This window comes from Clostridium sp. X (genome assembly GCF_055755365.1).
Genome location: NZ_CM146912.1, coordinates 2605609 through 2631936, shown reverse-complemented (window position 1 = coordinate 2631936; position 26328 = coordinate 2605609). Strand labels below are relative to the sequence as shown.

Genomic DNA, 26328 nt, shown 5'->3' with positions numbered 1-26328 from the left:
AGTTAGTCTTTATGTTTAAAAAGCATTTTTTATTAGATTTAAAGAGTAGTTATTATGTTCTATATTAAATAGAACTTCTATTACATCAAATCTAAAATTAAAATTATTTAAATTATTTTTTATTATATAATACTGAGCAATATTTCTGATTCGAAGAATTTTTTTATAAGTAATTGACTCACAAGGAGTTCCATAAGTATGAGTATAACGACTTTTTACTTCAGTAAAACAAATACAATTTGAACTTTCAATTTTACTTATTATATCTAGCTCGCCTAATTTACATCTAAAATTCCTATGAAGTATTTTGTGACCATGTTTAATTAAGTATTCTTCACAAATATTTTCTCCATAATTTCCAATAATTTTATTATATCGGCTCATTATATCCACTCCTAATTAAGAATATCTAATAGTATAGCCATAATAGTATAATTATAGTATTAAGTAGAAATGTTTACATAATTTTGATTATGTAAACCAAATATAAATGTAAACAAAAATTTTATACTCTACTTATATAAAATTTTAATATGTCAATAATGCCTATAGAGGTGATTATAATGGCTGTCAAAATTAATTCTGCTACTTTTACAGGTATTAATGGAAATATGGTAAGTGTAGAAGTAGATGTAACTCGTGGATTGCCAAACTTTAATATTGTGGGACTTGTTAATACATCAGTTAAAGAGTCTAAAGATAGGGTTAGATCTGCACTAATTAATTCTGGATTTGAATTTCCTAATAGTAGGATAACTGTTAACTTAGCTCCTGGTGACTTGAAAAAAGAGGGATCTTTATTTGATCTTCCTATTGCAATTGCAATACTATTAGCTACTAATCAAATAAGTACATATAATATGAAGGAATATTTACTCATGGGGGAATTATCCTTATTTGGAGAACTAAAAAGAGTAAAAGGAGCTTTGCCTATTGTTATTGATAGTACAGAATGTGAAGTTGTAAAGTTTATAGTTCCTACTGAAAATGCTGATGAATGTTCAGTTATAGAGAGTGCTAGTGTATATGCATTTGATAATTTGAACCAAGTAGTAAATTTCCTTAAGTATGAAGATTTACAACCTTATAAAGTTGTTCATAAAAATAAAAGAAATAGTTTATATGAAGAAGACTTTAGTGATGTCATTGGTCAAGAAAGTTGTAAAAGGTCAATGGAAGTTGCTGCGGCAGGAGGGCATAATATGCTTATGTTTGGTCCGCCTGGATGTGGCAAAACTATGATAGCTAAAAGAGTATCAACTATTCTTCCGGCGCTAAATTATAACGAATCCTTAGAAGTTACTAAGATTTATAGTATATCTGGTAATCTAGAGGGAATAAAAGGCCTGATTGAGGAAAGACCTTTTAGAAATCCTCATCATACTTCGTCTCAGATAGCATTGGTTGGAGGTGGAAATAAACTAATGCCAGGGGAAATTTCTTTAGCACATAATGGAGTTCTCTTTTTAGATGAGATATTAGAGTTTAATACGAAGACTTTAGAGGTTCTAAGACAGCCACTAGAGGATAGAAGAATTAAAATAAGTAAAGCCACAGGGAGTATATCCTATCCTGCTAATTTTATGTTAATTGGAGCTATGAATCCATGTAAATGTGGCTTTTATGGAAGTAACATAAAAGATTGTACTTGTAGTGAATATGAAAGAAACAGATACTTAAACAAATTATCACGTCCAATACTGGATAGGATTGATATCTTTACATATGTAAATTCGGTATCATACAAAGATTTAAATATACAAACCCAAAGGGAAAGTTCTAAAGATATACGTTTAAGAGTGGAAATGGCAAGAAATATTCAAAAACAAAGATTTAATGATGCCGGTATTTACTGTAATGCTCAGATGAATGAAAAACATATTAAAAAATATTGTAAAGTTGATTTTAATACTAATAAGATAATAGAAAAAATATATACAAAGTTTAACTTAAGCACGAGAAGTTACAGTAGAATACTAAAAGTAGCAAGAACTATTGCTGATCTAAGACAGAGTCAAGAAGTACAACAAGAAGATTTAATTGAGGCACTGCAGTATAGAAAATTCTTAGAAAAAAATATTATATAACTAAGTTTAAAGCACTAAATAAGATGTAAAGAATAAGAGGAGATTCCCATGAATGATTATGAAATATGGTTTGCAATATCAAAATTAAATTATATAACAAAAAACAAATTAATAAATAATTTTAAAAGTGTTGAAAAAATATGGTATCATAGTTTACATGATAAAAATAATGAATTTATAGATGAGAAAATGAAAGTAATTCTCAGAAAAGCCTGGGATAAGGAAATGATTTCTTATATTAAGAATGATATTATTAAAAAAGATATTAAAACTGCTGTAATTACAGATGAAAACTATCCTAAAAGAATGAAACAATATGAAGATTCTCCTTATATGTTATTTTATAAGGGTAATATTCAAAAATTAAATGATGAATATAATGTTGCTATTGTAGGATCAAGAAATTGTACAAATTATGGAGTTAATATTACTAATATAATTTGTGAACAGTTATATAGAAATGATATTAATTTAATAAGCGGAATGGCAAAAGGAATCGATACTATAGCTCATTCAGCATTTGTTAACAATAACGCATATAATTGCGCAGTGTTAGGATCTGGATTAGATATTATATATCCAAAAGAAAATAAAAAGATATTTAATAGTATAATAAATAACGGGTGTGTAATTTCGCAATTTTTTCCAGGTATAGAGCCATTACCCTTTCATTTTCCTATAAGAAATAAAATTATCTCATCTTTATGTGATATTTTAATTGTTGTTGAGGCTGGAATAAAGAGCGGTTCATTAATAACTGCCAGTGCTGCATTAGATCAAGGTAAAGATGTCATTGCAGTACCAGGAAATGTTTTTTCAGATCAATGTAAAGGTACAAATAGGCTAATAAAAGACGGTGCTTACATATTTACAGATGTTCAAGATGTTTTTGAACTATTAAATTTTAAAAATATGAGTAAAATAAGTTTAAATATTTCAGAAATGAGACCTAATGAAAAAAATGTATATAAGCATATAAGTAACAATCCAATACATTTTGATGATGTTTTAAGGCTAACAAAGATTGACATTAAACAATTATATGAGGTATTATTTGAATTACAGCTAAAAAATGAAATAATGAGTTTGAGTGGAAACTATTATGTAAGGAATAATAAACAGATTTAAAGTTAATATATTAATGGAAACATTAATTATTTTAATTTTGTGGGAGGGGATAAGATGGGACAGAAACTTGTTATAGTAGAATCTCCAGCTAAAGCTAAGACAATCGGTAAATACTTAGGGAAAAATTATGTTGTAAAAGCCTCGATGGGACATATAATAGATTTACCTAAAAGTCAATTAGGTGTTGATATAGAAAATAACTATAATCCTAGATATATAACAATACGTGGTAAAGGTGACTTGCTTAATGAGCTACGAAAAGAAGCTAAAAAAAGTGAAAAAGTGTTTTTAGCAACAGACCCTGATAGAGAAGGCGAAGCAATTTCATGGCATCTTGCTGAGGCTTTAAAACTAAATCAAAGTGATAAATGTAGAATTGAATTTAATGAAATAACTAAAAATGCTATAAAGATTGCTATAAAAAGTCCAAGGCAGATAAATATGGGTCTAGTAGACGCGCAGCAAGCTAGACGAGTTTTAGATAGACTGGTTGGATATAAAATAAGTCCAATTCTATGGAAAAAGGTTAAATGGGGCTTAAGTGCTGGAAGAGTTCAATCAGTTGCTCTACATATGATATGCAACAGAGAAGATGAAATACAAAAATTTGAACCAAAGGAATATTGGACAATCGACTGCGAACTTATTAGTGCAAAAGCAGCTAAAAGTTTTATTGTAAAGCTTCATTCAAAAGATAATAAAAAAATAGAGATAATAAATGAATCAGTTAGTAATGAAATAAAGAACGAACTTCTGGAAAATGATTTCATAATAAAAGACATAAAGTTGTCTAGAAAAAATCGCAAACCTCTGCCGCCGTTTACAACGAGTACTTTTCAACAGGATGCCTATAAAAAATTAAACTACTCAACTAAAAAATCTATGTCTATTGCTCAACAATTGTATGAAGGTATAGATATAAAAGGACATGGAACTATAGGTCTTATTACTTATATGAGGACAGACTCAGTTCGTATATCAAAGGAAGCACAAGACAATGCAAAAGTATATATTACAAGTAAATTTGGAGATAAGTATATACCTGAATCTGAGCGCAATTATAAAGGAAAAAAAAATATTCAGGATGCTCATGAAGCTATACGACCAACTTATATTGAGTTAACTCCTGAAGAGATTAAAGATAGCTTAAGACCTGAGCAGTATAAGATATATAGTTTAATTTGGAAGAGATTTATTGCAAGTCAAATGTCAGATTGTGTTATGAATACTGTAACGGTAAATGTAAAGAATGGACTTTATATCTTAAAAACTAGTGGATCTACTATCGAATTTGAAGGTTTTATGAAAGTCTATGATTATATTTTAGATGAAGAAGAAGAATCGACGATATTGCCTGAATTAACAAATGGAGAATTATTAAAAAATAAAAATATTAATTTAAAACAGCATTTTACTCAACCACCTCCAAGATATTCTGAAGCAAGTTTAGTAAAAACGCTAGAAGAAAATGGAATCGGTAGACCTAGTACTTATGCACCTATAGTATCTACACTTTTAGATCGCAAATATGTTGAGAGAGAAAAAAAGACTCTTATTCCAACAGAATTAGGATTTATAGTAAATAATATCGTAAGCGAATACTTTAAAAAAATTGTAGATGTAGAATTTACAGCTGAAATGGAAAATAAGCTAGATTATATTGAAGAAGGAAAAGGTGACTGGAAACAAGTAGTAGACGAATTCTATTCTCCACTAATTGAAATTATAGAAATTGCTGAAAAAGAAATAGCTAAAATAACTATTGAAGATAAACCCACTGATATTCAGTGCGATAAATGTGGAAACTTTATGGTAGTAAAGCACGGCAGATTTGGCGATTTTTTAGCTTGTCCAGGATATCCGGAATGCAAAAACACAAAACCTATGCTAGATGAGATTGATGTTAAATGTCCTTTGTGTAGTGGAAAAGTTATATTAAGAAAGAGCAAAAAAGGAAGAAAATTTTATGGTTGCGGAAATTATCCAGAGTGTAAATTTGTAAGTTGGTTTGAGCCTACTGAAAAAAAATGCTCCAAATGTGATAGTTTTATGGTTAAAAAAGAAAATAAAACAAAGGGTAAATTTTTAGAATGCTCAAATAAAGAGTGTAAAAATGTCATTTTAGAGGAATAAAATACTATTAAAATAGCAAAATAGATTCAATAGTATTTTATTATAGATATATTGTATATAAAATAAATCTTAATCTATTTTTTTAAAAAGTATGTCGAATTAAAGGATTATGTTGTTGAAATGTTATTATTACTATGCTATCCTTAAATTAAGGATTAAAACAATTCTAAATATTTTAACAATAGTAATTTTAGTAATACTATTAGAAATATTTTTATTGATAATAGTTTAAAAGGAGAGATAAAAATGGCCTCAGAATTATTGAATAAAATACGAAGACTTAACAAAATACTGCAAACTACAGGGGCTGAACCAGTTGCATTTGATACTATATGTGCTACACTAAGTGAAGTATTAGAATCTAATGTATATATAATAAGTAGAAGAGGTAAAATATTAGAACATAGATTTTTCAACGGAGTAGAATGTGATAGTATCAAACAGAAAGTGTTATCTGAAAAGAAATTCCCTGAAATTTTTAATTCTAAACTTCTTGCTATTCACGAAACATTAGCTAATTATGAAAATGACGGCAAATCTTCTTTTGATGAAGCAAAGCCAGCAGAAATCGAAGGAAAACTTTCGACTATTGTTCCTATAATTGGTACTAGGGAAAGACTTGGTACATTATATCTTACAAGATTTGATGAACAATTTACTGATGAAGATCTCGTTTTAGCAGAGTATAGTGCTACTATTGTGGGATTAGAAATTTTGAGAGCTAAAAATGATGAAATAGAAGAAGAGGCTAGAAAAAAAGCTGTTGTACAACTAGCTATTGGCACGTTGTCCTACTCTGAACTTGAAGCTGTAGAGCATGTATTTAATGAACTAGATGGAACTGAAGGACTTTTAATAGCATCAAAAATAGCTGACAAAGTAGGAATTACTCGTTCTGTCATAGTGAATGCTTTAAGAAAATTTGAAAGTGCAGGAGTAATCGAGTCTAGATCTTTAGGTATGAAAGGAACACACATAAAAATTTTAAATAAAAAGTTGTTAGATGAATTAAAAAAGATAAAATAGTAAATTATATAGATAAAGAATAGGGATTATCCCTATTCTTTATCTATTAAAAACAAAAAAAATATTATTTTTTGTTGAATGCCAATAAACCATGTGCTATACTACATAAGGAAGAAAAACACACATTGTCTAATTTATGATATGGTGCCTTGATATAGGGTTTATCATAAGAAGACTTTGGAGGAAAAAAACCAATAGGAGGTATTTTTAATGGCAGTAATTTCAATGAAACAATTATTAGAAGCGGGCGTTCATTTTGGACACCAAACAAGAAGATGGAATCCTAAAATGGCTCCATACATATTTACAGAAAGAAATGGTATATATATCATTGACTTACAAAAAACTGTAAAGAAAGTTGAGCAAGCATATGACTTTATAAGAAGTGTTGCTCTAGACGGAAAAGATGTTTTATTTGTAGGTACTAAAAAACAAGCTCAAGAAGCTATCCAAGATGAAAGCATAAGAGCAAATATGCATTTTGTTAACAACAGATGGTTAGGTGGAATGCTTACAAACTTCAAAACTATAAAAACTAGAATAAGAAGATTAGAACAATTAGAAACTATGGAACAAGATGGAACATTCGAATTGCTTCCAAAGAAAGAAGTTATAAAGCTAAGAGGAGAAAAAGAGAAATTAGAAAAAAATCTTGGCGGAATCAAAGATATGGACGCAAACAATATAGGTGCATTATTTGTTGTAGATCCAAGAAAAGAAAAGAATGCTATTTCTGAAGCTAAAAATTTAGGAATCCCAGTTGTAGCTATAGTTGATACAAATTGCGATCCAGATGAAGTTGATTATGTAATCCCTGGAAATGATGATGCTATCAGAGCTGTAAGATTAATTACTGCAAAAATTTCTGATGCTATAATAGAAGGAAGACAAGGCGAACAATTAGCTGAATAATTTAAAATTAACATGTTAGGAGGAATAAGCTTGATTACTGCAAAAATGGTTAAAGATTTAAGAGAAAAAACTGGTGCAGGAATGATGGACTGTAAAAAAGCCTTAGCTGAAACAAATGGTGATGAAGAAAAGGCTATAGAATACTTAAGAGAAAAAGGGTTAGCAGCGGCTGCTAAAAAATCAGGAAGAGTAGCTGCAGAGGGTATCGTAGTTACATACATATCTGATGACAAAAAAACAGCTGCAGTACTAGAAGTAAATTGTGAAACAGATTTCGTTGCTATAAATGAGGAATTTGTTAAATTTGCAAATGTTATAGCAAAACAAGTAGCTCAAAGCAATGTTTCAAGTGTTGATGAGTTGTTAGAAAACAAATTTATAGAAGATGCTTCAATTACTGTAAAAGAAGCATTGACAGCTTTAGTTGCAAAACTTGGCGAACACATGAATATTAGAAGATTTGAAAAGCTTTCATTAGAAAGTGGAGCAATTAATGGATATATACACGGAGAAGGAAGAATTGGTGTATTAGTTCAATTAAATTGTGAAAAAGAAGATGCTATATTATTTGATTTAGCTAAAGACATAGCAATGCAAGTTGCAGCAACGAACCCATTATTCTTAGATGAGAATAATGTAGATCAAGAAGAAATTAATAAAGAAAAAGAGATATATAGAGTTCAAGCTCTTAACGAAGGAAAACCAGAAAAAATAGTTGATAAGATGGTTGAAGGTAGAGTTCAAAAATATCTTAAAGAAGTGTGCTTAGTTAATCAAGTTTGGGTTAAGAATTCTGACTTAACTATAACTCAATTGCTTAATGCAAAAGCAAAAGAAGTTGGTGCACCTATAACTCTTTCTAAATTTGTAAGATTTGAAAGAGGAGAAGGAATAGAAAAGAAAGAAGAAAATTTTGCCGAAGAAGTTCAAAGACAAATTAACAAAATATAATGAGTAAAAGTTAATAAAGAGAACACTAGGTGTTCTCTTTTTTTAAAGTTAAGACAAGTAACGTGTATGAAAATCTGTAATTTTTGGAATTTTGGAGGTATAATAATATTATGAGTTCATCAAAATATAAAAGAATTATGTTAAAACTCTCAGGAGAGGCTTTAAGTGGTGAAAAGGGCTTTGGTATAGATTTTAGTGTAACACAGAGGATTGCTGAAGAAATTAAGGAAATAGTAGATATGGGTATTGAAGTTGGTGCAGTAGTTGGTGGCGGAAATATATGGCGTGGAAGAAATGGTGAAGAGATGGATAGAACAACAGCAGATTATATGGGTATGTTAGCAACTTGTATAAATGCTCTAGCTCTACAAGATTCCTTAGAAAATATGGGAGTTAAGACTAGAGTACAAACAGCTATTGCTATGCATGAAGTGGCTGAACCATTTATAAGAAGAAGAGCTATGAGACATTTAGAAAAAAAGAGAGTTGTTATATTTGCTGCTGGAACAGGAAACCCCTACTTTTCTACTGATACTACAGCAGCGTTAAGAGCTGCTGAAATAGAAGCTGATGCAATTTTATTAGCTAAGAAAGTAGATGGAGTATACGATAAAGATCCTAATAAATATAATGATGCTAAAAAGTTTGATAAACTTTCATATATAGAGGTTTTAGAGAAGGGATTACAAGTAATGGATTCAACTGCAACATCTTTATGTATGGATAACGATATTCCTATAATAGTATTTGGGCTTGATGCTCCTAATAATATAAAAAAAGTAATAATGGGAGAAAAAATAGGGACTATAGTATCTAAATAATAGGGAGGTAATACAATGATTAAAGATATTTTACAGAAATCTGAAGAAAAAATGGATAAAACTCTTTCTTTATTAAAAAAGGACTTTGCTTCAATGAAAGCAGGAAAAGCTAATCCAAGTATGCTTGATAGAATAACTATAGAGTATTATGGAAGTGAAAGTCCTATAAGCCAGGTAGCAGGAGTTTCATCACCAGAACCGAGAGTTCTTTTAATTCAGCCTTGGGATAAAACATCTTTAAAAAGTATAGAAAAAGCAATACTACAATCAGATTTAGGTTTAAATCCTTCAAATGACGGAAGTGTCATTAGACTTATTATTCCAGAACTTACGGAAGAAACAAGAAAACAGATAGTTAAAAAGGTAAAAAAAGCAGGCGAAGATGCAAAAGTAGCTATAAGATCTATAAGAAGAGATGCTAATGATAAGATAAAAAATCTAAAAAAGGATACTCTGATTACAGAAGATGAAGCTACAACAGCAGAAGATACTGTTCAAAAGTTAACTGATAAGTTTATAAAGAAAGTTGACAGTGTTATAGAAGAAAAAGAAAAAGAAGTAATGTCTATATAACTTTATACTATTGATTTTTAAAATACCTGCGATAACGCAGGTATTTTAAAACTTTAATAAATTTATTGAATGGAGCAGGGGTTATGAAAAGATTTTTTAATCTGAAAATAAAAAAGAATAAAGAAATACTTAATATAGACATAGAAAATACACCAAAGCATATAGCTATTATAATGGATGGAAATGGACGTTGGGCTAAAGAACGAAATCTTCCCAGAACTTTAGGGCATAAAGTAGGTGTAGAGACAATTAGAGAAATAGTGAAAGTATGTAGTAGCTTAAACGTACAATATCTTACTTTATATGCATTTTCTACAGAAAATTGGAAAAGACCTCCTGAAGAAGTAAATGCTTTAATGAAGCTTTTGCTTGAATATTTAAGGAAAGAGTTGGATGAACTAAATTCTCAAGGAGTAGTAGTTAAGCATATTGGCGATATAAGTAAATTCCCAGTTGTGTGTCAAGAAGCTCTAATATCTGCTTATAATAAGACAAAGTCAAATAAAGGATTAGTCTTAAATCTTGCCTTAAATTACGGTGGAAGAGATGAAATAATTAATGCTATGAAAAAAATATATGAAGAAGTTGAAAAAGGAAAATTAAATATAGATGCAGTGAACGAAGATATAGTTTCAAAATATTTATATACTAAAGATGTTCCAGATCCAGACCTTATTATAAGGACTGCAGGCGAACAAAGATTGAGCAATTTTCTACTATGGCAGTGTGCATATTCAGAGTTTTGGTATACTAATGTAAAGTGGCCTGAATTTAATAAAGAAATTTTAATAAAGGCCATCTATGATTATCAAAATAGAGATAGGCGATTTGGCGGAATAAAATAGGAGTGAAAACATGGATAAACGATATTTGGGTGCGTTGACTTTATCACCATTGATAATGGTATTATTTCTAGGAGGACTATATTTAGAAATACTCGTTATGATTCTTTCAATATTAGGAATGTATGAGTTTTATGATGCGGTTAAAAAGAAAGGAATCAATCCTTTAAGTAGCTTTACATATATACTTTGTGTTATTTACTATATATTTTTAATTAGAGGATTAGTAGATTTTAGTTTGATTTTCTTAATGATAGTTTTTGCTGTTTTTATAATGTTAAGTGTTCCTGTTATAAATCCTAAATATAATTTTATAGATATATCTGTAACTATTTTGGGATATATTTATGTGCCTATTTTCTTTAGTTTTATAGTGTTAATAAATAATAAAGAATATGGAAATTATTTAATTTGGATTATATTTATATCGGCTTGGGTATGTGATACCACAGCATATTATGTAGGCAAGCATTTTGGCAAAAACAAACTCTGTAGTAGAGTAAGTCCTAAGAAAACTATTGAAGGGGCTATAGGAGGGCTTATAGGGAGTTCTATTGCCTGTGGAATCTATGGATTAATCTTAAACTCTATAGGAATAGATATCTATGTTTTTAATTTTTTATTGATCGGACTGTTTAGTGGTATTTTCTGTCAGGTAGGTGATTTAGTAGCCTCATCTATAAAAAGATACGTAGATGTAAAAGATTATAGCAATCTTATTCCAGGACATGGAGGGATTTTAGATAGATTTGATAGCATACTTTTTGCATCCTTTGTAGTATATTATTATATAACATTTATAATGGGGATGTAATAAGTGGTTAAAGTTCAAAATACGTATACAAAAATTATCTATTGTCTTATAGTCTTGCTAGCATTTATGGTATTTACAATTATAATTAAATATTATTTTGTACCTATCGTTATTAGCATCTTCATGCTATTAACCTGTAAACCTATATTTAATTTATTATGTAAATATAGAATTTTTAATAAAAATGTCAGTGCTGCATTGAGTATACTGATTATTAATTTACTTATTTTTTTTATTATATTTTATATTGGGAAACTATTTATAAATAATGTTGGTTATTTTGTAAGAGAGAATTATTCATTGCTAGTACAACAAATTCAAGATGTATTTTATAGTATTAATGACTTTTTTAAGATTGATATTTTAAGTTTTAATAGTGAAATGAAGCATCTTTATTCTAAAATTTCTTACAATACATATATAAAAAAAGGAGCTATTTATACAACACAGGGTATAATATCATACTTTATAAGTAATATAACCGTTTATTTTCTTTTGGTAGACAGTTATGTTATAGTTAATACCATAGAACGGGTTTTCCCTAATAATTATTTATTAAAAATTAGAAATAAAATTAGTCAAATTAATAATATATTTAAAATAGAGTTGATTTTGGTGATAGCAACCACACTAGAAATCTTTTTTGGATTAATTGCCTTGAATATAAATAATGCTTTTTTCTTAGCAATAATAAGTGGAATATTAGATATTGTACCGTATATAGGAAATATAATAGTCTTTATTCCTCTAATTATATATAATATTATAAATAATAACAAAATTATTGCTTTTGGTTTAATTTTATTATATATATTACTGCAGATAACCAGACAAATAGCAGAAACAAAGTTTCTCAGCAATAAATTAGAGATTCATCCTTTAATACTTATTTTAGCGATATACATTGGTATAACTAGCTTTGGATTTATAGGAATATTCATGGCACCTCTTTTTATTATAGTAACAAAGGAAATAATATTTTCAACTTGAGATAGGAGTTAATCATATGACAAATATTGCAATTTTAGGAGCTACTGGTTCCATAGGAACTCAAACACTTGATATAATAAGACACCAAAATATGAATTTTAAATTAGTAGCTTTCTCAGCACATAGTAATTTTAATACTACAGTTAGTATTATAAAAGAATTCCTGCCAGAATGTGTAGCTATAACTAATCCTGAAACCTATAGTAAAGTTAGAGAGTACTGTATTGAAAATAAAATAAAAATCAATATACTTGAAGGTATGGAAGGTTTGATTCAAATATCAATTCATCCAGAAGTAGATATGGTAGTAACATCTGTTGTGGGTATGGTAGGTCTTATTCCTACGCTACAAGCAATAAAAGCGGGAAAACATATAGCTCTTGCTAATAAAGAAACTCTAGTAGCTGGTGGAGAACTAGTTATGAATGAGGCTAAAAAATATGGAGTGAATATATTGCCAGTAGATTCTGAACATGGAGCAATCTTTCAGTGTCTTCAAGGTAATGAAACTAAATCTGTTGATAGAATTATCTTAACTGCTTCTGGTGGACCTTTTAGAGGAATGAACAAGGATGATTTAATTAATGTTACTCCAGAAATTGCTTTGAAACATCCGAAGTGGAATATGGGTAAAAAGATATCTATAGATTCATCTACATTAATAAACAAAGGTTTAGAGGTTATAGAAGCTCATTGGCTATTTGGATTAGAATATAATCATATTGATGTTATCATACATCCAGAGAGTATCATTCACTCTATGGTAGAATATAAAGATGGAAGTATAATCGCTCAACTTGCAAATGCTGATATGCGATTACCAATTCAATATGCACTTAATTATCCTAAAAGAGAAAGTCTTATAATAGAAAAATTAGATTTCTCTAAAATTAATTCGTTAACTTTTTATGAACCGGACAAAATAAACTTTCGAGGATTGCAACTGGCGTATGATGTAGGAATATCTGGTGGAACAATGCCAGTAATTTTTAATGCTTCAAATGAGATTGCTGTAGATTTATTTTTGAATAATAAAATACGTTACTTGCAAATAATAGATATAATAGAAGAGAGTTTAAATAAATTTGAAAATAATCCTATTTTAGAATTAGAAACCATACTAGAAACCGATAAGATGGTTAGAAATTTTATTATAGATAAATATGCTATATAAATGGAGGGGTAAATATTGAGTGTTATTTTAAATATCATTTTTGTAGTATTAGCCTTTAGTATACTAGTTATAATTCATGAACTAGGTCATTTTACTTTAGCTAAAATCAACGGAGTAAAGGTGGAGGAATTTGCCATAGGTATGGGGCCTAAACTGTTTGGAATTCAAGGTAAAGAGACACTATATTCCATAAGATCAGTACCTATTGGTGGATATGTAAAAATGTTGGGTGAAGAAGGAGAGAGTATTGATGCTCGAGCTTTTTCTAATAAACCTCCTATAAGACGATTAAGTATAGTTGCTGCTGGACCTATAATGAACATTATTTTAGCTATACTACTATTTTCTATTGTAAGTTCATTAAGAGGATATTTAGTACCAATTGTTAGTGATGTGGTAAAGGAAAGCCCAGCTATGCAGGCCGGTATTAAACCTGGAGATAATATTATACAAATTGATAATACTCAAATATCTACTTGGGATGATTTAGTAACACAGATAGCAATGTCTAAAGGAAGCCCATTAAATATGACACTTATTAGAGATAATCAGAAGATATCTACAAACTTATTACCTATGTTAGATAATAAAAGTAATACCTATATGATTGGAGTTGCACCAACACTAATTTCTGATCCTCCAATATCACAATCAATAAAGTACGGATTTAAACAAACAAGTTCTACAATTAAACAAACTTTTTTGTCTTTAGGAATGATTTTTAAAGGGAAAGCTACAAAGGATGATGTTGGGGGACCGGTTACAATAATGAGAGTTACATATGCCGTTTCTCAAGCTGGAATAATAAATTTAATATCTTTTTCAGCTTTTATTAGTATTCAACTTGCTATTTTTAATCTATTGCCTTTTCCGGCATTAGATGGATTTTGGATAACTGTATCTTTATACCAAGTTATAACCAGAAAAGAAATCAATAAAGACAAAATTGGAGTAATTAACACTATTGGATTTGCGTTACTTCTTCTTTTAATGATTTTAGTAACGATTAAAGATGTATTATATCCAATAAAACTTTAAAATTTAGGGGATGGCTTTTGTGGATAGAAGAAAAACAAAAAAGATTAAAGTCGGAAATATTTATGTTGGGGGAGATTCACCTATTAGTGTTCAATCAATGAATAATACTGATACTAGAAATATTATTGAAACAGTTAATCAAATTAAAGAATTTGAAAAAGCTGGTTGTGATATAACGAGATGTGCTGTACTTGATGATGAAGCAGCGGAAGCTTTGGGAGTAATAGTAAAAAGTGTAAATATTCCAGTAGTTGCAGATATACATTTCGATTATAAACTTGCTCTTAAATCTATACAGAATGGGGTTGCCGCACTAAGAATAAACCCTGGCAATATCGGAAGTATTGAAAAGGTAAAATTAGTTGCAAATGCTGCAAAAGATAGAGGAATTCCTATTAGAATAGGGGTGAATTCGGGTTCTTTGGAAAAAGATTTACTCGAAAAATATGGTAAAGTTTGCGCAGATGCTTTAGTTGAAAGTGCAATAAAGCATGTTAATATATTAGAAAGTATAAATTTCGATGATATTGTAATTTCTATAAAATCTTCTAATGTTGTTCAAATGATAGAAAGTTATAGACTTATATCTGAAAAACTTCACTATCCTCTACATATAGGGGTTACCGAATCGGGGACGCTATGGAGAGGCACAATAAAGTCAAGCGTAGGTATAGGAGCTCTCTTGGCTGAGGGCATAGGTGATACTATAAGAGTATCCTTAACGAGTGATCCTATTGAAGAGATTAAAGTAGGAAAACAAATATTAAAGTCTCTAGGATATTATAACGAAGGAATAGAATTTATATCCTGTCCCACCTGTGGAAGAACTAAGGTTGATTTGATAAGTTTAGCTCATGAAGCAGAAGAAAGACTTAAACACTGTACCAAAAACTTAAAAATTGCTATTATGGGTTGTGCTGTAAATGGGCCAGGTGAGGCCAAGGATGCAGATTTTGGTATTGCAGCTGGTACTGGAGAGGGCCTTATCTTTAAAAAGGGTAAAATTATAAAAAAGGTAAGAGAAGAAGAGTTAATAGACGAATTAATTAATGAAATTGAAAATACATAAGGCTATGAATCTTCATAGCCTTATGTATTTTTACAAACTTATCCAGTGTATTGGGAGGAACCTATATGAATGTAAGTTTAGTTCAAATATTAAAAAATGAGATAGGACAAGATGAAACCATTTTCGAAAAAAATATAGAGATACTTAGAATTCAATATTTGACTAAAAGTAATAAATTAAAAATTATATTAAAATCTATTGATGAATTAAGTGGCGATACAAAACAAACTATAAAAAATATTATCCTAAAAAAGTTAAGCCACTTTGAAAATATCGATTTAGTGTGTTACAGAGACCTCTCTAATGTAACACTTAGAGAAGTTATAGATGAATACTGGAATGTAATAGTAGAAAGTGTTTCATTAATAGTTCCAATATCTAAACAAGTATTAAATAATTGTCATAAGTATATTGAACAAAATGTTATTAAACTACATATTGGAGATGAATTTCTTTGTAAACTACTTAAAAATAAACAGATTGAAATTTTATTGAAAAATACTATTGAAGATATGTTCGGACTTAAGTCCATAATAAATCTAAGTTATGATGCTCAGTTAAAGAAAAGCAATTACTTTAAAAATAAAGACAATGAAGAAAATGCAATAATAAAATCTGTACTAAAAGAAAAGAAGATACTTAATAGAAATGAAGAAATATCTAATTCTCAGAAAAAAGAACAAAGAAATAATTCTTCTGAAACTGATTTTACACAAAAGAAAGTTGCAAAAAATCCTAATGCTATATTTGGTAAAGATGCTTCTGGAGAAATTACCGATATACTTTCTATAGATGATACTTCTGGAATTGTAACTGTTTGTGGAGATATATTTAAGATAAAAATAGTTGAAACTAAATCGGGCAGAAAAATAATTTCTATATATATTACAGATTTTACAAGTTCGATAACTGTTAAGTGCTTTCCTAAACCAAAAGAAACTGAGGAATTAATAGATGAATTAAAAGTAGGACTATATTGTAAGATTAGAGGAGAGGCTGTTTATGATTCTTTTTCTAAAGAAGTAGTTCTAATGGCTAGAGATATAATTAAAACCACAAAAATTGAAAAAATGGATACATGTGAAGAAAAGAGAATAGAGCTCCACCTACATACACAAATGAGTTCTATGGATGGATTATCCTCTGCATCATCTTTGATTGCTCGTGCTGCCAAGTGGGGACATCCAGCGGTAGCTATAACTGATCACGGCGTAGCTCAGGCCTTTCCGGACGCTATGGAAGCTTCTAAGAAACATAATATAAAAGTACTATACGGAGTAGAAGCTTATTTTGTTAATGATGGAATTCCTATTACTACAAATGTTAATGATCAAACTATTTATGATACTTTTGTAGTATTTGATTTAGAAACAACTGGTTTTTCTAGTAGTTTTGATAGAATCATAGAAATCGGAGCTGTTAAGATACATAATGGAGAAGTAATAGATGTATTTAGTACATTTGTAAATCCTGAAATAAAGATCCCTTATAATATCACTGAACTTACAGGTATAAGTAATGATATGGTTAAAGATTCAGAATCTATCTATGAGATACTGCCTAAGTTTATGGAATTTGTAAAAGGAACTGTACTAGTAGCTCATAATGCAAATTTTGATACATCTTTTATTAGAAAAAAGTGTTGTGAATATAATATTGAATTTAATTATCCTATTATGGATACTATTCCATTAGCTAAGTTTATGTTTCCGGAATTAAATAAGTATAAATTAAATACTATAGCTAAGCATCTAGATATTTCACTTGAAAATCATCATAGAGCTATAGATGATGCAAAAGCTACTTCCGAAATACTTACTAAATGCTTTAAATTGCTAGAAGAGAAAAATCTAACTTCATTATCTGATTTGAATAAAGAGTTTTTAGGGAATATAGATATAAAAAAGTTGCCTGTTTATCATCTTATAATACTTGCAAAAAATCAGGTAGGTCTAAAAAATCTATATAAGTTGATTTCATATTCAAACCTTGATTATTTTTATAGAAAGCCTAGAATGCCAAAAAGCTTAATTGAACAATATAGAGAAGGCTTAATAATTGGCTCAGCATGTGAGGCTGGTGAATTGTATAAAGCTATATTAGAAGGGAAAAGTGATGAAGATTTAAAAGATATAATTAACTTTTATGATTATTTAGAAATACAGCCAATAGCTAATAATGAGTTTCTACTACATAAAGGAAATGTAAAGAGTAAGGATCAACTTAGAGAGATAAATAAAAGAATATGCAAACTTGGGGAGGAAAATGAATTACCCGTTGTTGCCACTGGTGATGTACATTTTGTTGATTCTCATGATGCTAAGTTCCGTGAAATATTAATGAAAGCACAAGGATTTTCTGATGCTGAAAATCAGCCACCTTTATATTTTAAAACTACTAGTGAAATGCTTAAAGAATTCGAATATTTAGGCGAAGCAAAAGCTAAAGAGGTAGTTATATATAATCCGCAAAAAATTTCAGATGTCATTGATAATATTAAACCTATACCAGATGAAACCTTTCCGCCGAAAATTGAAGGTGCTGATGATGAAATAAGAGAAATGACTCTAAGCAAAGCTTATTCTCTATACGGAAATCCTCTGCCAGAAATAGTGCAAAAAAGACTAGAGAAAGAATTAAATTCAATAATAAGTAATGGATATGCTGTATTGTATTTAATAGCTCACAAATTAGTTGCTAAATCAATATCTGATGGATATCTAGTAGGATCGAGAGGTTCAGTAGGATCTTCATTAGTAGCTACTATGTGTAATATTACTGAGGTTAACGGATTACCACCTCATTATGTATGTCCTAGTTGTAAAGGAAGTGAGTTTTTTACAGATGGATCTGTTTCATCAGGGGCAGATCTACCATTAAAAAATTGTCCAGAATGTGGGGAAGAGTATATAAGAGATGGGCATGATATTCCTTTTGAAACCTTTTTAGGATTTGATGGAGATAAAGAACCCGATATAGATTTAAACTTTTCAGGAGATAATCAAGGAGATATTCACAAATACACAGAAGTTCTTTTTGGTAAGGGATATACTTTTAGAGCAGGGACTATTGGAACTATAGCTGATAAAACAGCCTATGGATTTGTTAAAAAGTATTTAGATGAAAAAAATCTAGTAGTTTCTCAAGCAGAAATTGAAAGACTTACTCTTGGATGCACCGGAGTAAAAAGGACTTCTGGACAACATCCAGGCGGTATAATGGTAGTTCCAAGTGATAACGAAATATTTAATTTCTGTCCTATACAGCGTCCGGCGGATGATGTTAATACTGATATTATAACCACTCATTTTGATTATCACTCAATAAGTGGTAGATTATTAAAATTAGATATACTAGGACATGATGATCCAACAGTTTTAAGAATGCTTAAAGATTTGACAGGACTTGATCCTGCTACTATATCTCTTGGTGACGAAAATGTTTTAAGTCTTTTTACTTCGCCTAATGCATTAGGTATAAGTGAGGAAGATTTAGACTGTGCTGTTGGAAGTTATGGACTTCCAGAGTTTGGAACAAAATTCGTAAGACAAATGTTAGTAGATACTCAACCAAAAACCTTCTCTGATTTAGTTAGAATATCTGGGTTATCTCATGGGACAGATGTATGGCTTAATAATGCTCAATATTATATTAAAGAAGGGTATACAACGTTAAAAGACTGTATTTCAACAAGAGACGACATTATGGTTTATCTTATATATAAGGGTTTGGAACCTAAAGATGCTTTTAATATAATGGAAAAGGTAAGAAAAGGTAAGGGTGTCTCTGAAGATCATGAAAAACTTATGAGAGAACATCAAGTTCCAGATTGGTATATAGAATCTTGTAAAAAGATAAAGTATATGTTCCCAAAGGGTCATGCCGTGGCATATGTTATGATGGCCGTAAGGATTGCGTATTACAAGGTTTATTCTCCACTTGCATATTACTCTGCATATTTTACTGTAAGAGGAATAGATGATTTTGATGCTGATCTTATAGTTAGAGGAGAAGATGCTATCAAAATGAAAATGGATGAGATTAACCAGTTAGGTAATAATGCTTCCCAAAAAGATAAAGGTCTTTTAACAAATCTTGAATTAGCTTATGAAATGTATAAACGAGGAATAGAATTTTTAAAAGTGGATATATATAAATCAGATGCAACAAAGTTTTTAGTTGAAGATAATGCTATAAGACCTCCTCTTTGTTCTTTAGCTGGAGTAGGGGTTAATGCAGCCAAGAGTATTGTTATTGCAAGATCTGAAGGAGAATTTATATCAAAAGAAGATATGAGATTAAGAAGTAAAGTATCAAAACCTGTTATAGAAACATTAAATGACCATGGATGTTTAAAAGATTTACCTGATACAAATCAGTTATCATTGTTTTAAAATATCCATTCTCTGAAATGTTTTCCGGTAATCACTTGAAATAGCTTTATTTGTGTGCTAAAATAAAATAGAGTTATTTCGCAGATAAATTTTAGCAGAAGAGTGGGTTTAAACCCACTCTTTGTATTTGTTTAAACGCAACTATTTTGTTGCGTTTTTCATTAATGTTTTGTTTATTTAATAATAAATTAGGGAAACTAATAGTTAAGGAGGTTAAATAATGAAAGATACTTTTTTAATAGATAAATTGACATCTTTGATAGAACCAATAGCTACAACACTAGGCTATGAACTATATCATATAGAATATGTAAAAGAACAAGGGGAATATTATCTTAGGATATATATAGATAAGCCAGAAGGTATATCTCTAGAAGATTGCGAAAAAGTGAGTAGAAAGACCAGTGAATTATTAGATGAAGTCGATCCAATAACAGATAGCTATTATCTTGAAGTATCCTCACCAGGAATTGAAAGGATACTATATAATGATAAACATCTTCAAAAATACATAAATAATAACATAGTCATTAAATTGTCTAAGTTGCTTAATGGTAGTAAAAAGTATGAAGGAAAATTATTAAGCTTTGAAGATAATATGATAGTCATTGAGTATGAAAATTTAAATATAAACATTCCAAGAGATGTGATAAACAAAATTATCTTAAAAGGGGAGTTTTAGGGAGGTCTAAATATGAATGCAGAATTTATTGAAGCCTTAAAAGAAATTGTTAGAGAAAAAGGCATAAGTGAGGATTTATTATTTGAAACAGTTGAAGATGCATTGGTTTCAGCATACAAGAAAAATTACGCTAAAGTAGGTGGAAATCTACAAAACGTAAAAGTATCTATAAACAGAGAAAATGGTGAACTACATGTATACGTTCAAAGAAAGGTAACTGAGGAGCCGTCTAGTGTAAATGAAATTTCATTAGAAGATGCTAGAGAACTTGATCCTAGATATCAATTCGAGGATATAGTAGATATCGAGGTTACACCAAAAAGTTTTGGAAGAATAGCTGCACAGACTGCAAAGCAAGTAGTTATTCAAAGAATAAAAGAAGCAGAAAGAAAAGTAATATACAATAAGTTTGTATCTAAAGAATATGACATAATTACAGGTGCTGTTATAAGAAAAGATAAAGGTAATGTTTTTGTTGATTTAGAAAAAATAGAAGCTGTTTTAGGGCCAACTGAGCAAATGCCAGGAGAAGAATATAACTTTAATGATAAATTAAAATTATATATAGTTGAAGTTAAAAATACTACAAAAGGTCCTCAAATAGTTGTATCTAGAACTCATCCTGGCTTAGTGAAAAGACTTTTCGAGTTAGAAGTACCTGAAATATATACAGGAGTCGTTGAAATAAAAAGTATTTCTAGAGAAGCAGGATCAAGAACAAAAATAGCCGTTCATTCCAATGATGAAAATGTAGATGCTACTGGTGCATGTGTAGGTCCCAAAGGAATGAGAGTTCAAAATATAGTTAATGAATTAAAAAATGAAAAAATTGATATAATTAAATGGGATAAGTTGCCAGAAAAGTACATTGCTAATGCATTGAGTCCAGCAAAAGTACTAGATGTAGAAATAGATGTAGATAATAAAGTTGCAAAAATAGTAGTTGATGATAGTCAGTTATCTTTGGCTATTGGCAAAGAAGGTCAGAATGTTAGGCTTGCTGCTAAGTTAACTGGATGGAAAATTGATATAAAAACTCAATCACAGATTTCTAGGTAACTTTTAAGAAAGGCGGTAATTCTATCTATGAAATTAAAGAAGATACCTCAGAGAATGTGCACTGGATGCTCTGAGATGAAAGCTAAGAAAGAGTTAATACGAGTTGTTAAAAGTAAAGATGATGATGTATCTATAGACTTAATTGGGAAGAAACCTGGAAGAGGAGCCTATATCTGTAGAAATAATGATTGTCTTAAGGAAGCTGTTAAAACAAAGCGTCTCGAAAGAAATCTTGGTGTTAAAATTAGTGAAGAAGTTTATGAAAGATTAAAAAATGAAATACTTGAAAGTGAAGTTGAAAATTAAAAATTATTAGAAGAATTGTCGGGGGTGAATGTTTTGGCTAAAACAAGAGTATATGAATTAGCAAAAGAATTAAACATATCAAGTAAAGAGTTAATTGACATTTTATTAAGTGAATTTAGCATTAAAGTAAAAAATCATATGAGTGTGCTTGATGAGGAAGATTCTGAACTTATAAAAGAATTATTTCGTGAAAATGAAGAAAATGCAAGTAAAGACTCCGAAAACAACTCAAAACAAAGCATAGTTGATGAATATGAAGAAGAAGTTAATAGTGCGCTTAATGTAAAAATCAAAAAAAGAGGTAACAAAAAGCAAGCTGAAAATCAAACTGAAGAAAATGAAGAACAATTTACTGAAGAAATAGTTATTGAAATGGATGAAACTATAACAGTTAAAGAATTTTCAGAAAAGCTAAAGAAGCCAATTACTGAGGTTATAAAACAATTAATGTTTATGGGGGTTATGGCTGCTATAAATCAAGAGTTGAATTTAAGTACTGCTGAGAAACTAGCAGAGAAATTCGGCGCGTTAGTTGCAACAAAAGATAAAAATTCTTCTGGAGTTGCTGAAGAAAATGAAGATGATAGCTCAGAGAGTGATGATATTATAAAAAGACCTCCTGTTGTAACTGTTATGGGCCATGTTGATCATGGTAAAACGTCCATACTTGATTCTATAAGAAAATCAGAAGTTACTTCAACAGAAGCAGGTGGAATTACTCAGCATATAGGTGCATATACTATTGAACTTAATGGTGAAAAGATCACCTTCTTAGATACACCAGGTCATGAAGCTTTTACAACAATGAGAGCAAGAGGAGCTCAAATTACAGATATAGTTATACTTGTAGTAGCAGCAGATGATGGAATAATGCCACAAACTAGAGAAGCAATAAATCACTGTAAAGCAGCTAATGTTCCTATAATCGTGGCTATTAATAAAATCGATAAACCTGGAGCAAATATTGATAGAGTAAAACAAGAGTTGACAGAATATAATTTATTAGCGGAAGATTGGGGTGGAACTACTATAACTGTTCCTGTATCTGCGCATACTAAGGAAGGTATTGATCAACTTCTTGAAATGGTTCTACTAACTGCTGAAATGGAAGAATTTAAAGCTGATCCAAATCGAAAAGCTAAGGGTACGGTAATTGAAGCAAAGTTAGATAAAGGTAGAGGACCTGTAGCATCACTTTTAGTTCAAAATGGTACTCTTAGAGTAGGAGATTCTATAATTGTAGGATCAACTTACGGTAGAATTAGAGCTATGTTTGATGATAAGGGAAATAAAATAAAATCAGCAGGACCATCTATACCAGTTGAAATTCTTGGACTTTCAGAGGTTCCGGAGGCTGGTGATAGATTCAATGTAGTAAAAGATGAAAAAACTGCAAGAAATATGGCTGATAGTAGAAAAGAAAAAATTCGAGAAGATCATATGAAATCAAGCAATAGAGTTTCGCTAGAAGAATTATATAGTCAGATTCAAGAAGGAAAAGTTAAAGAGCTTGATGTCATTGTAAAAGCTGACGTACAAGGATCAGTAGAAGCCGTTAAACAGTCTCTTGAAAAATTATCTACTGACTCTGTAAAAGTAAGAGTTATTCATGGAGCTGTAGGAGCAATTACTGAGACTGATGTAACTTTAGCTACTGCATCAAATGCACTAATTATTGGATTCAATGTAAGACCAGCTAGTAACGCTTCAGCATTAGCTGAAAAAGAAGGCGTAAATATAAGAAGTTATAGAATTATATATGATGCTATTGATGATATTAAAGCAGCTATGCTTGGTATGTTAGATCCTGAGTTTAAAGAGGTTATTTTAGGAACTGCTGAGGTTAGACTTACTTATAAAATATCAAGTGTAGGTACTATTGCAGGCTGTTATGTATTAAATGGAAAGATAGTTAGAAATAGTAGTGTTAGAATTATTAGAGATGGTATAGTAATATTCGAATCAACTCTTTCTTCTTTAAAAAGATTTAAAGATGATGTAAAAGAAGTGGCAACAGGATATGAATGTGGTATAACTGTTGAAAAGTTCAATGATATTAAAGAGGGAGATCACATCGAAGCTTACACAATGGAAGAAATTAAACGTAAAAGTCTTTAAGCTTATCCTATAAGGGAGGAATCTATATGGCTAAACACAGAATAGGTAGAATCAATGAAGAAATTAAAAAGGAAATTAGCAATATAATTCGTGATGATATTAGTGATCCTAGACTTACAGCTATGGTAAGTGTAACTAAAGTTGAGGTAACTAGTGACTTAAGATATGCTAAAGTATTTGTAAGTTTATTTGGAAATGAAGATTCAAAAAAGGAAAGTTTAGATGCTCTTAAACGATCTGCTGGCTTTATTAGAAGGGAGATTGGGCATAGAGTACAATTAAGATATACTCCTGAAATGATTCTTGAATTAGATACTAGTATAGAACGAGGTATGCATATAAATAGTCTTTTATCTAATTTAAAGGAGAAAAAATAAGGATGACAATAGATAGTATTGTTGCTAGAATAATTGAAAGTAAAAAAATAGGCATTACATGTCATACTTCACCTGATGGCGACTCTCTTGGAAGTGTCTTAGGCTTACTTCAAGGACTTTTAAAATTAGGAAAAGAAGCTTATGTAATGTCTAAGGATTCATTACCTAAAACTTTCGAATATATGCCTTTTTCAAATGAGATAGTAAAGAATATTGACTTTGTTTTAGAAGGAACAGACACTGTTATTGTTCTTGATTGCGGAAATATAGATAGAATAAATTCAAATCTAGACTTAGATCATAGAGAATATATATTACTAAATATAGATCATCATATATCAAATGATATGTATGGAGATATAAACTATGTGGATACTTCTTCAGCTGCTGTTGCAGAAATAATATTTGATATACTAAAGCTTTTGAATGTATATATAGATGCAAACATCGCAACTTGTTTATATACATCATTAATTACAGATACAGGTTCTTTTAGACATTCTAATACTACAAAACTAACGCATGAGATAGCTGGGAGTTTAATTGATACTGGAATAGATTTTACAGAAATTCATAGGATTATTTTTGAAAACAAACAATTTGAAAGAGTAAAATTATATGGTAGAGTTATTGAAGATATGAGGTTAGTTTTGAATTCTAAAGTATGTATAATGAAAATTACTGATGCCTTGTTCAATGAACTTAATATTGGCAAGGGTGATACATCTGATATACTGATTTTTGGAACTCAAATTGATTCAGTTGAAGTAACTATACTGCTAAAAGAATCAGAAGATGGTTTAAAGGTTAGCTTAAGATCTAAAAATATTATTGATGTAAGAAAGCTTTCAGAAGAATTTGGTGGCGGAGGACATACACGAGCAGCTGGATTCTCTGTTAATAAACCTTTAAGAGAAATTGAACAAATATTAATTAACAAATTAGAAAAAGAGTTGATGTAATGGATGGAGTATTAAATATATATAAACCTGTTGGAATAACTTCTTTTGATGTTATAAGACGTTTAAAAAAAGTTTGTAATACTAAAAAAATAGGTCATACAGGCACCTTAGATCCCTTAGCATCAGGAGTTCTTCCAATATGCCTTGGTAGAGCTACTAAAGCCGTAGACCTTATTATGAACGACTATAAAGTCTATAAAGCTGAACTGAAACTTGGTGTAATTACTGATACTTATGATCGTGAAGGAAAGATATTAGATACCAGTAGCATAGATATTCAAAAAGAAGAGATAGAAAAATGTATTAAATCTTTTACTGGAGATATATTTCAGATTCCACCTATGTATTCTGCTATAAAGATAAATGGTAAAAAATTATATGAACTTGCAAGAAAAGGTGTTGAAATTCCTAGAGAACCTAGGCCTATTACTATTTATGATATTGATATATTAGATATTAATATTCCTTTTGTTACATTCCAAGTTAAATGTTCTAAAGGAACATATATAAGAAGTTTATGCTATGATATTGGAAATAAAATAGGTTGCGGTGGAACTATGTGGAATCTTGAAAGAATTCAAAGTGGCATTTTTAATAAAGATACCGCTGTAGAGATTGATAGTATAAGTACCGATAACTTGATTGAGTATTTAATTCCTATTGATAGAATTTTCAATAATTTTGATAAATTAGTAATTAATACTACAGCAGAGAAATTGCTAATTAACGGGGTTAGGGTTTCAAATAAACATCTAATAAATAATGCCAAAGAAAATATTATGTACCGGATTTATAATGAGAATGATACTTTCTTAGGACTAGGTAGTAGAAATGATATTGGACTTAAAATAGAAAAACTATTACTTTAGGAG

Annotated in this window: 23 protein-coding genes; 22 read left to right on the top strand and 1 reads right to left on the bottom strand. The window is 29.8% G+C overall.

What is annotated here, in order from left to right; genetic code table 11:
• Positions 1-15: 15 nt before the first annotated feature.
• Positions 16-384, bottom strand: coding sequence for a YraN family protein (locus ACX0KU_RS13270; RefSeq protein WP_472990455.1), 369 nt, complete (start codon positions 382-384; stop codon positions 16-18).
• 179 nt (positions 385-563) lie between these two features.
• On the opposite strand from ACX0KU_RS13270, the gene ACX0KU_RS13265 reads away from it, so the two are divergent.
• The 22 genes from ACX0KU_RS13265 (at position 564) to truB (ending at position 26325) form a co-directional block, all read left to right on the top strand.
• On the top strand, positions 564-2087 hold the full coding sequence (locus tag ACX0KU_RS13265; RefSeq protein WP_472990454.1) for a YifB family Mg chelatase-like AAA ATPase: 1524 nt from the start codon (positions 564-566) through the stop codon (positions 2085-2087).
• Between the two features lie 48 nt (positions 2088-2135).
• Positions 2136-3215, top strand: a complete 1080-nt coding sequence (gene dprA / locus ACX0KU_RS13260; RefSeq protein ID WP_472990453.1) for a DNA-processing protein DprA — start codon at positions 2136-2138, stop codon at positions 3213-3215.
• Positions 3216-3269: 54 nt separating this feature from the next.
• Positions 3270-5348, top strand: coding sequence for a type I DNA topoisomerase (gene topA / locus ACX0KU_RS13255; RefSeq protein ID WP_472990452.1), 2079 nt, complete (start codon positions 3270-3272; stop codon positions 5346-5348).
• A gap of 246 nt (positions 5349-5594) precedes the next feature.
• Positions 5595-6374: a GTP-sensing pleiotropic transcriptional regulator CodY gene (codY, locus tag ACX0KU_RS13250; RefSeq protein ID WP_472990451.1), complete on the top strand. Its 780-nt coding sequence runs from the start codon at positions 5595-5597 to the stop codon at positions 6372-6374.
• Positions 6375-6584: 210 nt separating this feature from the next.
• Positions 6585-7286: a 30S ribosomal protein S2 gene (rpsB, locus tag ACX0KU_RS13245; RefSeq protein WP_472990450.1), complete on the top strand. Its 702-nt coding sequence runs from the start codon at positions 6585-6587 to the stop codon at positions 7284-7286.
• A gap of 30 nt (positions 7287-7316) precedes the next feature.
• Positions 7317-8237: a translation elongation factor Ts gene (tsf, locus tag ACX0KU_RS13240; RefSeq protein WP_472990449.1), complete on the top strand. Its 921-nt coding sequence runs from the start codon at positions 7317-7319 to the stop codon at positions 8235-8237.
• A gap of 110 nt (positions 8238-8347) precedes the next feature.
• Complete coding sequence (gene pyrH / locus ACX0KU_RS13235; protein ID WP_472990448.1) at positions 8348-9058, top strand: UMP kinase; 711 nt, start codon at positions 8348-8350, stop codon at positions 9056-9058.
• Positions 9059-9073: 15 nt separating this feature from the next.
• Positions 9074-9631, top strand: a complete 558-nt coding sequence (gene frr / locus ACX0KU_RS13230; RefSeq protein WP_472990447.1) for a ribosome recycling factor — start codon at positions 9074-9076, stop codon at positions 9629-9631.
• 83 nt (positions 9632-9714) lie between these two features.
• The gene (locus tag ACX0KU_RS13225; protein WP_472990446.1) at positions 9715-10476 is read left to right on the top strand and encodes an isoprenyl transferase; all 762 of its coding nucleotides are present in this window, start codon (positions 9715-9717) and stop codon (positions 10474-10476) included.
• Between the two features lie 10 nt (positions 10477-10486).
• On the top strand, positions 10487-11287 hold the full coding sequence (locus tag ACX0KU_RS13220; RefSeq protein WP_472990445.1) for a phosphatidate cytidylyltransferase: 801 nt from the start codon (positions 10487-10489) through the stop codon (positions 11285-11287).
• Positions 11288-11290: 3 nt separating this feature from the next.
• The gene (locus ACX0KU_RS13215) at positions 11291-12277 is read left to right on the top strand and encodes an AI-2E family transporter (protein ID WP_472990444.1); all 987 of its coding nucleotides are present in this window, start codon (positions 11291-11293) and stop codon (positions 12275-12277) included.
• Between the two features lie 16 nt (positions 12278-12293).
• Complete coding sequence (gene dxr / locus ACX0KU_RS13210) at positions 12294-13451, top strand: 1-deoxy-D-xylulose-5-phosphate reductoisomerase (RefSeq protein ID WP_472990443.1); 1158 nt, start codon at positions 12294-12296, stop codon at positions 13449-13451.
• Between the two features lie 15 nt (positions 13452-13466).
• The gene (gene rseP, locus ACX0KU_RS13205) at positions 13467-14489 is read left to right on the top strand and encodes an RIP metalloprotease RseP (protein WP_472990442.1); all 1023 of its coding nucleotides are present in this window, start codon (positions 13467-13469) and stop codon (positions 14487-14489) included.
• A gap of 19 nt (positions 14490-14508) precedes the next feature.
• Positions 14509-15558: a flavodoxin-dependent (E)-4-hydroxy-3-methylbut-2-enyl-diphosphate synthase gene (gene ispG / locus ACX0KU_RS13200; RefSeq protein WP_472990441.1), complete on the top strand. Its 1050-nt coding sequence runs from the start codon at positions 14509-14511 to the stop codon at positions 15556-15558.
• A gap of 65 nt (positions 15559-15623) precedes the next feature.
• Positions 15624-19952, top strand: a complete 4329-nt coding sequence (locus tag ACX0KU_RS13195; RefSeq protein WP_472990440.1) for a PolC-type DNA polymerase III — start codon at positions 15624-15626, stop codon at positions 19950-19952.
• A gap of 220 nt (positions 19953-20172) precedes the next feature.
• Positions 20173-20634, top strand: a complete 462-nt coding sequence (gene rimP / locus ACX0KU_RS13190; protein WP_472990439.1) for a ribosome maturation factor RimP — start codon at positions 20173-20175, stop codon at positions 20632-20634.
• 12 nt (positions 20635-20646) lie between these two features.
• Positions 20647-21693: a transcription termination factor NusA gene (nusA, locus tag ACX0KU_RS13185; RefSeq protein WP_472990438.1), complete on the top strand. Its 1047-nt coding sequence runs from the start codon at positions 20647-20649 to the stop codon at positions 21691-21693.
• A 27-nt stretch (positions 21694-21720) separates the two neighbouring features.
• Complete coding sequence (gene rnpM, locus ACX0KU_RS13180; RefSeq protein WP_472990437.1) at positions 21721-21999, top strand: RNase P modulator RnpM; 279 nt, start codon at positions 21721-21723, stop codon at positions 21997-21999.
• Between the two features lie 33 nt (positions 22000-22032).
• Complete coding sequence (gene infB / locus ACX0KU_RS13175; RefSeq protein ID WP_472990436.1) at positions 22033-24117, top strand: translation initiation factor IF-2; 2085 nt, start codon at positions 22033-22035, stop codon at positions 24115-24117.
• Between the two features lie 26 nt (positions 24118-24143).
• Entirely contained in the window at positions 24144-24494 is a 351-nt protein-coding gene (gene rbfA, locus ACX0KU_RS13170) for a 30S ribosome-binding factor RbfA (RefSeq protein WP_472990435.1), read from the top strand.
• Between the two features lie 2 nt (positions 24495-24496).
• The gene (locus ACX0KU_RS13165) at positions 24497-25456 is read left to right on the top strand and encodes a DHH family phosphoesterase (RefSeq protein ID WP_472990434.1); all 960 of its coding nucleotides are present in this window, start codon (positions 24497-24499) and stop codon (positions 25454-25456) included.
• Positions 25456-26325, top strand: coding sequence for a tRNA pseudouridine(55) synthase TruB (truB, locus tag ACX0KU_RS13160; protein WP_472990433.1), 870 nt, complete (start codon positions 25456-25458; stop codon positions 26323-26325). The genes ACX0KU_RS13165 and truB overlap by 1 nt, the downstream gene beginning before the upstream one ends.
• Positions 26326-26328 lie beyond the last annotated feature (3 nt).